Annotated in this window: 11 protein-coding genes; 8 read left to right on the forward strand and 3 right to left on the reverse strand. The window is 52.4% G+C overall.

Features of this window, described 5'->3' with window-relative positions:
* Positions 1-34 precede the first annotated feature (34 nt).
* The 6 genes from CVU71_12805 (at position 35) to CVU71_12830 (ending at position 7,293) form a co-directional block, all read left to right on the forward strand.
* Entirely contained in the window at positions 35-1,744 is a 1,710-nt protein-coding gene (locus CVU71_12805; GenBank protein ID PKN18372.1) for a hypothetical protein, read from the forward strand.
* Positions 1,744-2,865, forward strand: coding sequence for a 2-hydroxyacyl-CoA dehydratase (locus CVU71_12810; protein ID PKN18373.1), 1,122 nt, complete (start codon positions 1,744-1,746; stop codon positions 2,863-2,865). Before CVU71_12805 ends, CVU71_12810 begins: the two co-directional genes overlap by 1 nt.
* An 11-nt stretch (positions 2,866-2,876) precedes the next feature.
* Complete coding sequence (locus CVU71_12815) at positions 2,877-4,118, forward strand: 2-hydroxyglutaryl-CoA dehydratase (GenBank protein PKN18374.1); 1,242 nt, start codon at positions 2,877-2,879, stop codon at positions 4,116-4,118.
* Positions 4,119-4,266: 148 nt separating this feature from the next.
* Entirely contained in the window at positions 4,267-5,619 is a 1,353-nt protein-coding gene (locus CVU71_12820; GenBank protein ID PKN18375.1) for a hypothetical protein, read from the forward strand.
* A gap of 1 nt (position 5,620) precedes the next feature.
* Positions 5,621-6,400 carry a 2-hydroxyglutaryl-CoA dehydratase gene (locus tag CVU71_12825; protein PKN18376.1) on the forward strand — a complete coding sequence of 260 codons (780 nt, stop codon included), beginning with the start codon at positions 5,621-5,623 and terminating at the stop codon, positions 6,398-6,400.
* Positions 6,401-6,411: 11 nt separating this feature from the next.
* Positions 6,412-7,293 (forward strand): SGNH/GDSL hydrolase family protein, encoded by an 882-nt coding sequence (locus CVU71_12830; protein PKN18377.1) that lies wholly within the window; start codon positions 6,412-6,414, stop codon positions 7,291-7,293.
* 129 nt (positions 7,294-7,422) lie between these two features.
* Here CVU71_12830 and CVU71_12835 read toward each other — a convergent pair whose 3' ends face one another.
* A complete protein-coding gene (locus tag CVU71_12835; GenBank protein ID PKN18378.1) occupies positions 7,423-10,623 on the reverse strand; it encodes a carbamoyl phosphate synthase large subunit in 3,201 nt (1,066 codons plus the stop codon).
* Positions 10,624-10,884: 261 nt separating this feature from the next.
* A complete protein-coding gene (locus tag CVU71_12840) occupies positions 10,885-11,319 on the reverse strand; it encodes an NADPH-dependent 7-cyano-7-deazaguanine reductase QueF (GenBank protein PKN18379.1) in 435 nt (144 codons plus the stop codon).
* Between the two features lie 140 nt (positions 11,320-11,459).
* Between CVU71_12840 and CVU71_12845 the strand changes: the two genes are divergently transcribed.
* A complete protein-coding gene (locus CVU71_12845) occupies positions 11,460-11,651 on the forward strand; it encodes a hypothetical protein (protein PKN18380.1) in 192 nt (63 codons plus the stop codon).
* 673 nt (positions 11,652-12,324) lie between these two features.
* Complete coding sequence (acs, locus tag CVU71_12850; GenBank protein ID PKN18381.1) at positions 12,325-14,304, forward strand: acetate--CoA ligase; 1,980 nt, start codon at positions 12,325-12,327, stop codon at positions 14,302-14,304.
* Between the two features lie 292 nt (positions 14,305-14,596).
* Here the strand turns inward: acs and CVU71_12855 are convergent, their stop codons facing one another.
* Entirely contained in the window at positions 14,597-15,190 is a 594-nt protein-coding gene (locus CVU71_12855; GenBank protein PKN18382.1) for a hypothetical protein, read from the reverse strand.
* Between the last annotated feature and the right edge of the window lie 81 nt (positions 15,191-15,271).

The following is a 15,271-nucleotide window of genomic DNA, read 5'->3' on the forward strand; positions in this document are numbered from 1 at the left end:
AGAAAATTCGATTAGTCTTGAAAGGAGAGAAAAGATGCCCAATCAAAAACCCTGGTTAAAGTTTTATAAGAATGTGCCGGAAACAATCGACTATCCTCGTGTGACGATGTACGAAGCGCTGATGCAGACGGTCGAAAAAAATCCGGACCGCATCGCGTATGATTTTTTCGATTACACTTCAACCTATCGCCAGTTTGCGAAGGACATCGACATTTGCGCCAATGCGCTGGCTTCGCTTGGCCTGAAAAAGGACGACCGCATCACGATTTCCATGCCGACATCTCCTCAGGGCGTCATTTGCTTTTACGCGGCCAACAAGCTCGGGGTGGTGGCCAGCATGATCCATCCGCTCTCCACGCCCGCCGAAATCGCCTATTACCTGAACGTCAGCAATAGCCGGGTTGCCTTTACGCTGGACCTGTTTCATGACAGTTTTAAAAATCTTCCGGAAAAGACCCCGCTGGAATTGCTTATCCTGACGGAAATCTTCGACCAGCTTACTCAAGGGCAGCCCATGGCGGAAAAGCCCGCTCCGACCGCGGGGCCGGCTGTGAAGTGGTGGAAGGATCTGATGACCGCCCCGCACCCGCAGGCGCCGACAACGGACATGCATACCGATGAAATGGCCGTCATCCTGTATAGCGGCGGGACCACGGGCTTTCCTAAAGGGATCATGCTCTCCAACTATAATTTTATCAGTGAGGGGTTGATGGTCGCCAACTGGGGCGGCGGCGAACTGATGGCGGAGGATTCATCCATTCTGGCCATCCTGCCTATTTTCCACGGCTTCGGCCTGGGCGTTTGCTGCAACGCCGCTTTCATGGGCGGCAGCAAGAGCATTCTCGTTCCCCAGTTTACGCCGGAGATTGTAGCCGATCTCATCCGGAAAAAACGACCCAATATCATCGTTGGCGTTCCGACGCTTTATGATGCCCTTGCCAAAAATGAAGTTTTCCAGAGCACGGAACTGAGCTGCCTGAAAAATACATCCTCCGGCGCCGATTCTCTGCCGCGGACCGTCAAGGAAAGGTTTGAAGAGGTCGTCCGGAAGCAGGGGGGCAATGTTCAACTGGTTGAGGGATACGGCCTGACGGAGGCGGTCACCGCAATCATGTCGACGCCGCTTGACGGATACCGGGAAGGCAGTGTGGGCATCCCGTTCCCCGATATGCTGGCGAAGGTGGTCCGAATCGGCACCACCGACGAGGTTCCCATCGGCGAAGAAGGCGAGCTCTGCTTGAACGGACCGGCTGTGATGCTGGGCTATCTGGAGCAGCCGGAAGAAACCGCCAGAGTTCTCCAAACGCACGCGGACGGCAAGCTCTGGCTCCACACAGGGGATATTTTCACCCAGGACCAGGACGGCTATTTCTACTACAAACTGCGCCTCAAGCGCATGATCAAATCGTCGGGAATGAATGTCTATCCCGTTCAGGTGGAAGCCTGTCTGGACAAACACCCGGATGTGGCGGCCGTCTGTGTCATCGGTGTTCCGGATGAGGCTCAGGTGGAGAAGGTCAAGGCCTTCGTCGTCCTGAAGGACGCAGCCAAGGCGTCTCCCGAAATGGAGAAGGCGCTGATCAACTATTCCCGCGAGCATCTGATCAAGTGGTCCTGCCCGCGCGAAGTGGAGTTCACGGACAAGCTGCCTTTGACAAAAGTCGGCAAGATTGCCTATACCGAACTGGAGAAGCAGGAAATCGAAAAACTCCGCAAAGCGGGAAAATATACAGGAGGAAAATAATGAACCATCTGGAAGAATACCGCCAGGCCGTCTCGGAACCCGCAGGCTACGCCCGGCAACTGAAAAAGGCATCCGGCAAAAAAATCATCGGATACACCTGCTCCTATACACCAGAGGAAGTCATCATGGCCGGGGGCGCTCATCCCCTGAGGCTGTTCGGCACGAAACAAAACATCAGCCTGGCCGACTCCCACCTGCAATCCTACTGCTGCTCCGTGGTCCGCGGAATTCTGGAGGAAGGCCTGTCCGGGCGTGTTGATTATCTTTCCGGCATGGTTTTCCCGCATACCTGCGACTCCATGCAGCGATTGTCCGACATCTGGCGGATGAATATCCCTTTTGGCTTCCATCTGGATATCACCCTGCCCGTCAAGCTCGATACGGCAAGCGCCAGGGACTATATGGCTGACGTCTTGAAAAAATTCGCAGATGACCTGGGCCGGAAACTGGAGGTTGAGATTTCTGACGAGGCTCTGCAAAAGGCCATCACAACGACCAACACCATCCGTCAGTCCATCCGGTCGATCTATGATATGCGCAGCCTCTATCCCCAACTCCTGCCGGGAGAGGATCTGTATAACATTGTCCGCGCGTCCATGATTATGGACCGGGACCGGCTGGCCATACTGCTTGCCGAAACAGCCGCGGAATTGAAAGAACGCGCAGCGGGGGCGAAACCTGCCGCCGTGAAGCGGATCCTGCTGGCTGGCGGCATGTGCAATCAACCCGATGTGTATGCGATGATCGAAGAATCGGGCGGCGGTATTGTCTGGGACGATTTCTGCACAGGCGCCCGTTATTTTACCGGTTTGACCGACACAGGGCGCGATCCGCTTTCAGGCATTGGTGAACGCCTTCTGAACCGGGTGGTCTGTCCGGCAAAGCATGCCGACCTTGATGGACGGGCCCGGCATATCATCGGTCTGGTCAAAGAAAAGAATGTTCGGGGCGTGATTTTCCTCTTATTCAAGTTCTGCGATCCCCATGCTTTCGACTACCCTTACCTCAAAGAGCGCCTCGACGAAGCCGGCATTCCGCTCATGATCGCGGAAGTCGACGACTCCCTGCCCGCCGGCGGGCAGTTGAAGACGCGCTTTGAAGCCTTTTTAGAAATGCTGTGAAAGGAGATTACATGACAGACCATACGCAAAACAACGAAAGCAAAACGATCAACTACGAAAAGCAGATGCGGGATATCATGACCACTTATTATATCGACGCCAAAACGGCCGGCCAGAACAACAAAAAGGTGGCCTGGATCACCAGCGGCGGCCCCGTCGAGCCTCTGATTGCCATGGATATCATTCCCGTTTATCCGGAAAACTACGGAGCGATGATCGGCGCCAGCAAGATGGGCGTCGATTTATGCAAAAAGGCGGAGGAGATGGGCTATTCGAGTGATCTTTGCTCCTACGCCCGCGGCGATATTTCCTGCGCAACGATCAATGGCGGCCCCATCGGCGGCCTGCCGAAACCGGACATGCTGGTGTGCTGCAACAACATCTGTGGCACCGTTCTCAAATGGTATGAAGTGCAGGCGAGGTATTTCAAGGTTCCTCTGTTCATTTTTGATACGCCGATCGTGCACACGGAATTTTCCGGAGAAATGAGAACCTATGTGCAGCGGCAGATGGATGAGTATATTCTATTTCTGGAAAACGTGATTGGACGCAAAATGGATCGGGACCGCATGAAGGAAGTCGGGAAACTTTCCTTCGAGGGGCAAAAGCTCTGGCAGGAGGTTTTGGATACGACCATGAACAGGCCTTCCCCCATGACCGCCTTCGACGCCTTTTTCTATCTTGCTCTGATCGTCACACTCCGGGGCACAACGCAGGCTGTTGATTTCTACCGGGGCCTCCGGGATGAAATGCGCAGACGTGCAAGCGAAGGACAAGGGGCCATTCCCCGGGAAAAGTACCGCCTGCTGTGGGATAACCTGCCGATCTGGTACCGGCTGAAATGGCTGTCCAGGGAATTTGCCAAGCATGACGCCTGCCTGGTGGCCGACACTTACACCTCAGCCTGGTGCGGCTCTCTGAAGTACGTCAACGAAAATGATTTTCTCGGGTCCGCGGCGGAATCCTATACACGTATTTATTTGAATATCGGCGTGGACCAGATGGCCGAGATCGTCCTTTCGATGATTGACAAATACGGGGCTGATGGGATCGTCATGCACTCCAACCGCAGCTGCAAACCCTATTCCTTCGGGCAGTATGACATCCAGAAGATTGTTGAGCGCGAACGGGGCATCCCCTCGCTGATGCTCGAAGCCGACATGTGCGACGAACGTAATTTTTCCGAAGCCCAGATTCAAACGCGGATCGACGCCTTTATGGAAATGATCCAGTCAAAAAAGGGGACGGCCTGAGATGCACACTGCCGGCATCGGTACCGGTTCCGACGGCTGTGCGGAGATGAGATTTGACGGCTGACCCTTGCCATTAGGGTAAGGGTCAGCCGTACTCCATGGCACACGGGATCCTCCCGGCAACACCAAAATAAACATTGCGAGGTATATGCCAATGAAAGCTCGAAAGATTTTCTTAGCTGTTATCTGCACACTTATGCTTACCGCAACGGCTGTCATGGCAAGCAGCCCATCGCTCCAGGGGGAAGAACTCTACAAGTACCTTTCAAAAAAAATCATCGGCGAAGGGGATACCGCGTTCGTAGACGGGCTTTCTTCCCGTGCGTCCCAGCTCGACTGGTCTGCGGCGCAAAAGAAGGAGCTGACAGGCAACCTCCGTATCCTGAAAGTTAAGACCGCAAAGGCCGGAACGGGAATACTCTACTTCTTACGCGGCAGTGAAGGCGATATGTACGTCGTATCACTGCCGGTCAAAGGTGGACATCCCGCGGCCGAGTATGAGAAAATGTCGGAAAGCAGGATGATGTTCGCGCTTGAAACCGTTACCGGAGAACACGAAGGCAAGACCTACGCCTTTGCCCGGATCAGCGGCGAACCGAAGGCTATTCTCTTCGACCGGATATTCAAGATATCCATCGTGCTCATGCTCTTCCTGGTCATGGTGGGCATGGGACTGACCCTGAAGCTCAGCGACTTCTCACTTGTCTTCCGCAAGCCGCTGGCCATTGTCATCGGAATAGTTCTCCAGTATGGCCTGATGCCCCTGGTCGCGTTAGGCCTGAGCCATCTGTTCGGATTCTACCAGGCTTATCCCTTCATATTCATGGGGCTTATTCTGGCGACGGTGAGCCCCGCGGGCGTTACCTCGAACCTGCTGACGCATTTCGCGAAGGGCGACCTGGCGCTTTCCATCTCCCTTACCTCGATTTCGACGATCATGGCCATGTTCTGCACGCCGCTCCTCCTCTCCCTCTACGGGACCACCAGCTCGGGAGCATCGCTCCCGGCCCTGCTCATCGCGCAGACCATTATTGTGCTGGTCATCGTTCCGCTGGCGGTAGGCATGACGGTGCGGGCCAAATTCGAGAAGGCCTCGCTCAAAGCGGCGCCGATCTTCTCAATCCTGGGAATTTTTACGGTCCTGTTCATCATGGTGACGGGCGTGGTGGGAAACCTCAACGCGTTGACCGATACAAACCGCTACAGCCTCTCCTTCTACTTCGCTCCCCTTATTTTAGCGCTCACCGGCATGGTGGCGGCCATAGTCGTCGCTAAGATTTTCCGTGTGTCCGCAAAGCAGATCCGGTCCCTCGCTTTTGAGACTGGCGTCCGCAACTCCGCCCTTTCCATGACGCTCGCGATCCTCATCCAGGACCAGATCGGCGACTTCTACAGCTCGCTCTTCATCGTCAACGGGGTCTATGGTCTGGAGATGTACATCGCGGGGATACTTTTCGTGCTGCTGTTCAGAAAGTTTTCTAAGAATACGGAGGAGGCTTGAGATGTATACGATCGGCATTGATATTGGGTCCGTGACGGCAAAGGGCGCGCTGATGGCAGGCGAGGCGCTCGTGGCTGCCACGGCCTGTTTTACCGGCTACAATTCCGGAGCAGCCGCTCAGACAATTTATGAGCGGCTGCTTACGGATCATGACGTGAGTCCTGCGGATGTCCGGGGCGTTGTGGCTACAGGCTACGGCCGCAACAGCGTGCCGTTTGCCGACCGGACGTTCACGGAGATTATGTGCCATGCCGCAGGAGCCCGTCATCTTAATCCGGCCATCGGGGCTATCATCGACATTGGCGGTCAGGACAGCAAGGCCATCATTCTTGGCAAAGACGGCAATGTGGCCAATTTCATCATGAACGATAAATGTGCGGCCGGAACGGGCCGTTTTCTGGAAGTTATGGCTCGGGCGCTGGAGGTCGATCTGGATAACTTCGGCGCCCTGTCTCTTGAAGCGGACAGTCCCGCAAAAATAAGCAGTCTCTGCGCGGTGTTTGCCGAATCGGAAGTGGTTTCCCTCATTGCCAGGGGGGATAAAAGGGAAAACATCATCGCGGGTATTCATGAGGCCATCAGTTCGCGGATTTCCGCCATGGCCGGCCGGTTAGGCATGCATGCGGACACGTGCGTCATGATGACCGGCGGCGTCGCCAAAAATATCGGCGTCGTCTCGGCTCTGGAAAAAGCCCTGGGATACCCGATCAGCGTTTCGCCTCATGCGCAAATGACAGGAGCCATCGGCGCCGCCTGCATTGCCGCAAGAAAAGACGGTTAAAAAACCGCAAGATGGAGTGGATTCAATACAGGGGGCAGGACTCTATGATGAAAAAAATGGTGATGCTCTGTATTACAATTTTATTTGTCGTGTGCGCCATGACCGGGTACGGGTTTTACCGGGCCGTAAAAACGCCAGCCAATAACGCTGAAGCATTTTTAAAAGCGAAAATTGATCCATCTAAAAAAATTGCGGTCTTGATGGGGGACAGCCTTACCCACGGAGCCGTCAGCTATAATTATGTCGAAGAACTGTCCAAAGATCATGACGTCAGTCATTTTATTTTTATCAATGAAGGGATTAATAGTCAATTCGCTTATCATCAGCTGAATAAAGTTGATCAGGTTGCTGGAGCAAAGCCGCATGAAATTTTGATACTCATTGGCACGAATGATTGCCGAGCGACTTTGTCCGCTGCCGAATATGAACGTTTCAACGCATTATGGAAGCTGCCTGTTCAACCGACCCAAGAATGGTATGCGCATAATTTGAAAACCCTGGTCGATAAGCTAAAAGAAAAAACGCGGGCGAGAATTACGTTAATCTCCATTCCACCCCTGGGTGAAAAGGTGGATAGTATTCCTTTTCAAAAGTCTATTGAATATTCGCACGACATAAAGAGGATCGCCGAAGAAAAGAACGTTGGTTATATCGCGCTCAACGAGGCGCTTACGGAAGCGATCATAAAAAATGGCCGTAAAGATATTAAGGGATATGAATTAGACCTGCGAAGTATGTATGGCGCCATATTCTCGCATTACCTGCTGCTGCAAAGTTGGGATGACATATCCGACCAGCGGGGATTACTGTTCTTAACCGATCATCTGCACCTCAACCGCCGGGGCGGTAACATTCTGATCACAAAGATCAAAGAAAGATTACTCTCGAAGTAAAAAAAAATGGATTCTTTGCGTGGTTGTCAGGGCAAAGGCTCAAATTAAAAGGGAACGGTCTTGCCACCCACAGTGGTGGTCTTTGACCGTTCCCTGCTTTGTGCCTTTGTCCCTTTGCAACTCTGTGCCTTACTTAATCTCCGCATGGTAACTTTGCAGCGATTTCGCCCGGCCGTGGCCCTGACGGAAAGCGGCAATGCCCTTGACCGCGGCCACTGCGGCCGCAACGGTCGTAATATACGGGATCTTGTATTTGATGGCCGCCTTGCGGATGTAAGAATCATCATATTTACTCAGGCGTCCGGCCGGCGTGTTGATCACCAGCTGAATCTCGCCGTTTTTGATGGCATCCACAATATTGGGCCGCCCTTCATGCATCTTCAAAATCCGTTCCGAGGCAATGCCGTGTTCGGCAAAGAATTTATCGGTTCCTGCCGAGGCCAGGATTTTAAAACCGATTTTGGCAAAAGCGCGGGCGACTTCCAGGATGCCGTCTTTATCTTTTTCTTCAACCGTGATGAGCACGGTGCCTTCCGAGGGAAGGCTCTGCCCGGTTGCTTCCTGAGCCTTGTAGTAGGCCAGACCGAATGAATCGGCCAACCCCAGCACTTCGCCGGTGGAGCGCATTTCCGGCCCCAGGATCGGGTCGACTTCCTGGTACATATTGAAGGGGAAAACAGCTTCTTTAACGCCGAAATGGCTGAAGACTTTGTTTTTCAGATTCATGTCTTTTAGTTTTTTGCCCAGCATAATCTGCGTGGCAATATTGGCCATGGAGATATTGCAGACCTTGGAAACCAGCGGCACCGTGCGTGAGGCGCGGGGATTGGCTTCCAGAATGTAAACAACGTTGTTGGCAATGGCATACTGAATATTCATCAGTCCAACCACGCCGAATTCAACGGCAATTTTTTTCGTGTAGTCAATAATCGTATCGATGTGCCGCGCTGAAATGCTGATCGGCGGAATGACACACGCGGAATCGCCGGAATGGACGCCGGCCAGTTCGATGTGTTCCATCACCGCCGGAACAAAGGCGTCGGTGCCGTCGGAAATGGCGTCGGCTTCGGCTTCAATGGCGTTTTCCAGAAACTTATCGATCAGAATCGGCCGCTCCGGCGTGACGCCGACTGCGGCTTTGACGTAGCGCTTCAGCATTTCTTCATCATGAACCACTTCCATGCCGCGGCCGCCCAGCACGTAAGAGGGGCGCACCATCAGCGGATAGCCGATGCCGGCCGCAATTTTGACGGCCTGATCCAGATTGCTGGCCATGCCGGATTTGGGCATCGGAATGCCCAGCTTGTCCATCATTTTACCGAAGCGGTCGCGGTCTTCAGCCAGATCAATGGTTTCCGGCGAGGTGCCGATGATTTTGACGCCGGCTTTCGCCAGATCCGCCGCAATGTTGAGCGGCGTCTGACCGCCGAATTGCACGATCACGCCTTCGGGTTTTTCTTTTTCGTAGATGCTTAAAACGTCTTCCACGGTCAGCGGTTCGAAATAAAGTTTATCGGATGTGTCATAGTCCGTGGAAACGGTTTCCGGGTTGCAGTTGACCATGATGGATTCGATGCCTTCATCGCGCAGGGCAAACGCCGCGTGCACGCAGCAATAATCAAATTCAATGCCCTGGCCGATGCGGTTGGGGCCGCCGCCCAGCACCATGATTTTGCGGTTGGGGCTGACGCCGACTTTGTCTTGTGCGTTATAGGTGGAATAGTAATAGGCCGCGTTTTCCACGCCGCTTACCGGTACCGCGTCCCAGGCTTCAGCAAGCCCTGCCCCAAGCCGCTGTTTGCGGATATCTTCTTCTTTCCTGCCCAGAATCTGCGCAAGGTATCGGTCGGAGAAGCCGTCTTTTTTAGCCTGGATCAGGAGCGCGTCGGGCAGCTCTTTTCCTTGATAAGTCAGAATTTTTTCTTCCAGCTCGACCAGTTCTTTCATCTGCCCGATAAACCATTTCTTAATAAATGTTTTCTGGTGCAGGGCGTCGATCGTCGCGCCTTTGCGCAGGGCTTCATACATGATGAATTGTCTTTCACTGGACGGTTCGCTGAGGAGTTCCATCAGTTCATCTTGCGACTTGGTGTTGAAGTCTTTGACGAAGCCCAGGCCGTAACGTTTTTTCTCCAGAGAACGGATGGCTTTCTGAAAGGCTTCCTTGTAATTCTTGCCGATGCTCATGACTTCGCCGACGGCGCGCATCTGCGTGCCCAGCTTGTCTATGGCGCCGGGGAACTTTTCAAAATCCCAGCGGGAAAATTTGACGACCACGTAATCGCCGGACGGCGTGTATTTTTCCAGCGATCCGTCGCGCCAGTAAGGGATTTCATCCATCGTGATGCCGGAGGCCAGCGTCGATGAAATCAAGGCAATCGGGAAACCGGTGGCCTTGGACGCCAGCGCCGATGAGCGCGACGTGCGCGGATTGATTTCGATGACGACAATGCGGTCTGTTTTGGGGTCATGCGCAAACTGGACATTGGTTCCGCCGATGACCTGAATGGCTTCCACGATGTCGTAAGAATATTTTTGCAGGCGCTTCTGGATGTTTTCGGAAATGGTCAGCATCGGCGCAGTGCAGTAGGAGTCGCCGGTATGGACGCCCATTGCATCGACATTTTCAATAAAGCAGACGGTGATCATATTATTTTTAGCGTCGCGTACGACTTCCAGTTCCAGCTCTTCCCAACCGATCACGGATTCTTCAATCAGGATCTGTCCGATGAGACTTGCCGAAATACCCCGGCTGGCGATGACGCGCAGCTCTTCCAGATTATAAACAATGCCGCCGCCCGTACCGCCCATGGTATAGGCGGGGCGGACAACCACCGGATAACCCAGTTTTGCCGCGATTTTTTCCGCCTCTTCCACGGTGACAGCCGGTTCGCTTCTGGGCATTTCAATGCCCAGTTTGTTCATGGCTTCTTTAAAAGCAATCCGGTCTTCACCCCGTTCGATGGCGTCCACCTGAACACCGATCACTTTTACATGATGTTTTTGTAAAACACCCAGCTTGTAAAGTTCGGACGTCAGGTTCAGGCCGGTCTGGCCGCCCAGATTGGGCAAAATGGCGTCCGGCTTTTCGTTTTCAATGATTTCGGTAATCGTTTGAGCATTGAGCGGTTCGATATAGGTGACGTCAGCCATTCCGGGGTCGGTCATAATGGTGGCCGGATTGGAATTGACCAGGACGATTTCATAGCCGAGCTTGCGCAGCGCTTTGCACGCCTGCGTCCCCGAATAATCAAATTCACAGGCCTGGCCGATGACAATAGGCCCGGAGCCGATAATGAGCACTTTCTTAATGTCTTCACGTTTTCCCATATTTAACCTCACATCTTCATATTGGATTTATTCTTTACACATTATTGTATTTCAGAAAGAACGATTTTGTTGCGGGAGTATACGAAGAATGACCTGACGTGTCAAAGGAATTGTGATCAAAAAGAAAGATGGGCAAAAAAAATTGTTTCAACGAAAACATTAATGATTTCAATGGTCATTTTCTTACAGCAAACGGAATGAGGAAGTTTGTGCAGGGGAATGCCGCAAACCACGCATTATTTTGACGACCGCTCTGACAGATCAGTTTGATGAATCGGCCTGGCGTTTTTTACCGGGATATTCCGCATCCACACAGATGGCAATTCCGCCGCGCACGGCAAACTGCGCCGACACTTTGCACCAGACGGGTTTGAGGACGGCCACCAGGTCATCAAGAATGATATTGGTGACATGTTCGTGAAAAACACCTTCGTTGCGGAAAGACCACAAATACAGTTTCAATGATTTGGATTCGACGATTTTTTTCCCGGGAATGTACTGGATGGTGATTTTGGCAAAATCCGGCTGGCCGGTCATCGGACAAACGCAGGTGAATTCGTCGGTGGACAGCGTAACGGTATAGTCGCGCCTGGCATGATTGGGAAAGGTCTCCAGTTTGCGGACGGGTTTTACCGTTTTGCCTGATCCCAAAAGCGAAAGTCCCGCCAGATCATTTGTTGTTGCGCTTTTTGCCATGAAGTTCTCCTGTGTTGTAAAACTGTATTTGCTTACAGAAAGTTGCCGTTAATTTCAAGTTTATTCGACGGCTGAAATAAATTAACATGCGTCATGGATTATGTGATAAATTTACTGAAAACATTAAGGAGAAATTGACCATGGCCGAAAATAAAGCAACCCTTCCTGAAAATACCTGGAAGTGCAGCAACTGCGGAAACACAGTTGTGGAAATGAAACCTCCGGAAGTCTGCCCCGCCTGCAAGCAGCAATGCGAATTTCTCAATGTGACCTGTTATCAGCCGGACTGCGGCTTCACCGGAATGGATAACCGTCTCAAACCGTCAAAATAAAATTGCAAATTGAGTTGTTGATGCGTTCGTCGCGGATCATCGGGGCGGCATTTTGCGGCTTTACGGGACGCCCCGCTCCAAGACGGTGTCACAATTGCAGCCCCGGTCATTCCAGATCCCGATGCGCCGGGATGAGGCATCTTAATGCTTTGAATTTATTAAAAAACCGGATTTCCCGCTCAGCTTCGATCGGAAGTCCATTCCGCGGTCAGCCGTCTGCCGGAGTCGAATGAAACTGCCCGTCTGACCCGCGCCGTCGTCAGCATGTCTTTTAATTTTCAGCAAGGTTCGTCTTCCGCCGGAAAATTTCCAACCTCAAAGAGGCCGGTATTTATCAACAATAAGCCCTACATGTTGTAGGACTTTATCCGACATTTAATTCGGACTGACGCCGATACCACAAACCATCATCCTGTAGTACTGAATCATTGCTTTTCAAGGGGTACGTGTATTGCATCCGCCATATGTAATACGCCCCAATGTTTCGGCGGTGAATCAGATAACGCGTGTCTGACCAACAGGAACAAAGCCAGACTGCGGGGCGTACCCCTCCTGAAAAGAATTTGAATTTCATGAGTAAAAAGACGGATCACCGAAAGTGGCTAATAAGAAAGGACTCATGCCTTTTAGGCGGATAAAAAGGGCATAAAAAAATAATTTTAAGGAGAATAACATGGCTGAGACTAACGAAACAGATTTTTATGACAAGGTATTTCCTGTGCCTGATAGAGTGAGGGAGAAATCTTACATCAAGAGCCGGGCAGAGTATGACAAACTTTACAAAGAGTCCATTACGGACCCCAATGCCTTCTGGGCAAAAATGGCGAACGAAAGACTGACCTGGTTTAAACCCTTTGACAAAAAGAAAGTATCGGACTGGTCATTTGACGCGAAAGACGTTCATTCCAAATGGTTCGAAGGCGGCAAGCTCAATGTCAGCTACAACTGCCTGGACCGTCACCTGGCCACCAAGAAAAACAAGGCTGCGATCATTTTCGAAGGCAACGATCCCAATGACTGGAAAGTTTACACCTATTACGACATGTATCGCGAAGTCAACAAATTTGCCAACGTTCTGAAAGGCCTGGGCGTCAAAAAGGGCGACCGCGTCACCATCTTCCTTCCCATGATCGCGGAACTGTCCATTGTCATGCTGGCCTGCGCCCGCATCGGCGCCGTTCATGCCATCGTTTTCGGCGGATTCTCGGCCGAAGCTTTGAGAGACCGCATTAACAACTCCGGCTCGCAGGTTGTCATTACCTGCGACGGCACCTACCGCGGCGCCAAGGCAGTTCCCCAGAAAGACACAGCCGACAAAGCCGTTGATCAGTGCCCCGGTGTGAAAACGGTGGTTGTTGTGAAACGCACCGGAACGAACGTTGCCATGAAGGAAGGCCGCGATGTCTGGTATGAAGCTCTGATGGCCAAAGCGGAGCGTTACTGCAAACCGGAAGAAATGGACGCGGAAGATCCGCTGTTCATCCTTTATACATCCGGTTCGACCGGACAGCCCAAGGGCGTTGTGCATACACAGGCCGGTTATCTGCTCTATGCCTCCATGACTCAGCAACTCGCTTTTGACGTTCGTGATGAAGACACCTACTGGTGTACTGCCGACATCGGTTGGGTCACCGGTCACAGCTACATTGTCTACGGTCCGCTGTGCAATGGCCACTCCAGCATTCTTTTTGAAGGCGTTCCCAACTATCCGGACTTCGGCCGGTTCTGGGCTGTCGTTGAAAAATACAATGTCAATAACTTCTATACCGCGCCCACCGCTATTCGCTCCATCGCCAAAGAAGGCGACAAGTGGGTCGATATGCATGATATTTCTTCTCTGCGCGTTCTGGGTTCGGTCGGTGAACCGCTCAACCCCGAAGCCTGGTGGTGGTACTACAACAAGATCGGCGGCGGCCGCTGCACGATTTCCGATACCTGGTGGCAGACGGAAACAGGCGGACATATGATCCTGCCTCTGCCCGGCGCAATCGATATTAAACCCGCCAAAGCCATGGTTCCGTTCTTCGGCATCATTCCGGTTCTGTTTGATGAAGAAGGAAAAGAAGTCAAAGGCCCCGGAAAAGGCGCTCTCTGTATTAAAAATTCATGGCCCGGCATGGCCCGCGGTTTGTGGGATGATAAAGAAGGCCGGTTCGTTGAGAATTACTTCGTGCAGTTTCCCGGCACCTATTTCTCCGGCGACGGCGCGGAACGCGATGCCGACGGCGATTACAAAATCACCGGCCGTGTCGATGACGTTATCAATGTTTCCGGTCACAGAATGGGCACCGCGGAAGTCGAAGCGGCACTGACTTCTCATCCGGATGTCGCCGAAGCGGCGGTTGTCGGATTCCCCCATGAGATCAAAGGTCAGGGCATCTTCGCTTATGTCACGCTGAATAATGATGTGGCCAAAACGGATGACCTCAAAAAGGCCCTGATTGCCCATGTCCGCAAGGTTGTCGGTCCGATCGCCTCCCCCGACCATATTCAATGGGCGGATGGTCTTCCCAAAACGAGATCCGGCAAGATTATGCGCCGCGTCCTGAGAAACGTTGCCGCCAAAACGTTCGGTGACTTCGGTGACACGTCGACGCTGGCTGATCCGTCCGTGGTTGACGATCTGGTCGAAAACAGGAAGAAATTAGGCTAAACCCCTGGATGTAGAAACAGATGCACCCGGTTTCTACATTTTGAAGTCCCTCCTCAGAAATGCCGTTCTCCGCGAAACCGGGGAACGGCATTTCCTTTTGGCTGAGCGTTTTGACTCATCCCCTTTCCGGGGATGCAAAACTAAAGGGCTATTCGATGAACAGAAGCTTCATCGATGCGAAAGCAGATGATGTTCAATTTTTGCCGTGTTGTGACCATCTCCCTTTCCGGCGGTTTGTTTAAGGCAAGTCCTGCCCGCCGCTGTTATCTTTTTAACAGACATGATGGTCCGATCATTTGACCACAGGCCCGGGAATCGGAATAACCGTTTTTCCGTAAACCGCGTTCGTCGCGGTGGCGGCTATCAGATAAATTGCGATGCAGCCGGTAAAGATGAGGAGGTAGCCTACAATAGGCTTGCAGACGGCGGCGTTTACCATACCCAGATCAATGAGAGCGATCAGAAACAATGCCACATCAACGATGACGACCAGACTAAACAAAGCGGCATTCGATTTTGCATAGGCCGGGGTCATGGCAACAAGGAATCCTGTGCCTGCCATCCATGTCCAGCCTTCGATGGTGGCCTCCGGTTTGAGACCATTGATGATCATCAGGAATTTCGCTATCGTGCTCAAGGCCGCGGCAAACATGAAAAACCCGGAAAAATACAAAAATACATTGCCTCCCGTTACATTATGATCTTTCAATTCGATGATTGCCGCAATCACCTGAACGATGCCTCCGCCAACCAGCCAGGCGGCCAGCAACGGCAGCCCGTTCACTCCTATCAGTCCGAGAAAAACGGCTCCAAAACCAAAAACCGCAACGGCGTATGCGCCTAAAGCCGCAGGACCCGGGGTGGCAAAACTATGCTGATGTTCCATTCTGTTTCTCCTTTTTGAAATGTCTTATTAAAGTCATGGCCGAATCATTTGATCTCCGTCTGACTTGACGGTGAGAATGAT

The organism is Deltaproteobacteria bacterium HGW-Deltaproteobacteria-6, assembly GCA_002840435.1.
Lineage (GTDB): Bacteria > Desulfobacterota > Syntrophia > Syntrophales > Smithellaceae > UBA8904.

Excerpts from the sequence above, each read along its gene's own strand:
- CVU71_12805 (PKN18372.1), top strand. The coding sequence starts at position 35 with ATGCCCAATCAAAAACCCTGGTTAAAGTTTTATAAGAATGTGCCGGAA.
- CVU71_12810 (PKN18373.1), top strand. The coding sequence starts at position 1,744 with ATGAACCATCTGGAAGAATACCGCCAGGCCGTCTCGGAACCCGCAGGC.
- CVU71_12815 (PKN18374.1), top strand. The coding sequence starts at position 2,877 with ATGACAGACCATACGCAAAACAACGAAAGCAAAACGATCAACTACGAA.
- CVU71_12820 (PKN18375.1), top strand. The coding sequence starts at position 4,267 with ATGCCAATGAAAGCTCGAAAGATTTTCTTAGCTGTTATCTGCACACTT.
- CVU71_12825 (PKN18376.1), top strand. The coding sequence starts at position 5,621 with ATGTATACGATCGGCATTGATATTGGGTCCGTGACGGCAAAGGGCGCG.
- CVU71_12830 (PKN18377.1), top strand. The coding sequence starts at position 6,412 with ATGGAGTGGATTCAATACAGGGGGCAGGACTCTATGATGAAAAAAATG.
- CVU71_12835 (PKN18378.1), bottom strand. The coding sequence starts at position 10,623 with ATGGGAAAACGTGAAGACATTAAGAAAGTGCTCATTATCGGCTCCGGG.
- CVU71_12840 (PKN18379.1), bottom strand. The coding sequence starts at position 11,319 with ATGGCAAAAAGCGCAACAACAAATGATCTGGCGGGACTTTCGCTTTTG.
- CVU71_12845 (PKN18380.1), top strand. The coding sequence starts at position 11,460 with ATGGCCGAAAATAAAGCAACCCTTCCTGAAAATACCTGGAAGTGCAGC.
- acs (PKN18381.1), top strand. The coding sequence starts at position 12,325 with ATGGCTGAGACTAACGAAACAGATTTTTATGACAAGGTATTTCCTGTG.
- CVU71_12855 (PKN18382.1), bottom strand. The coding sequence starts at position 15,190 with ATGGAACATCAGCATAGTTTTGCCACCCCGGGTCCTGCGGCTTTAGGC.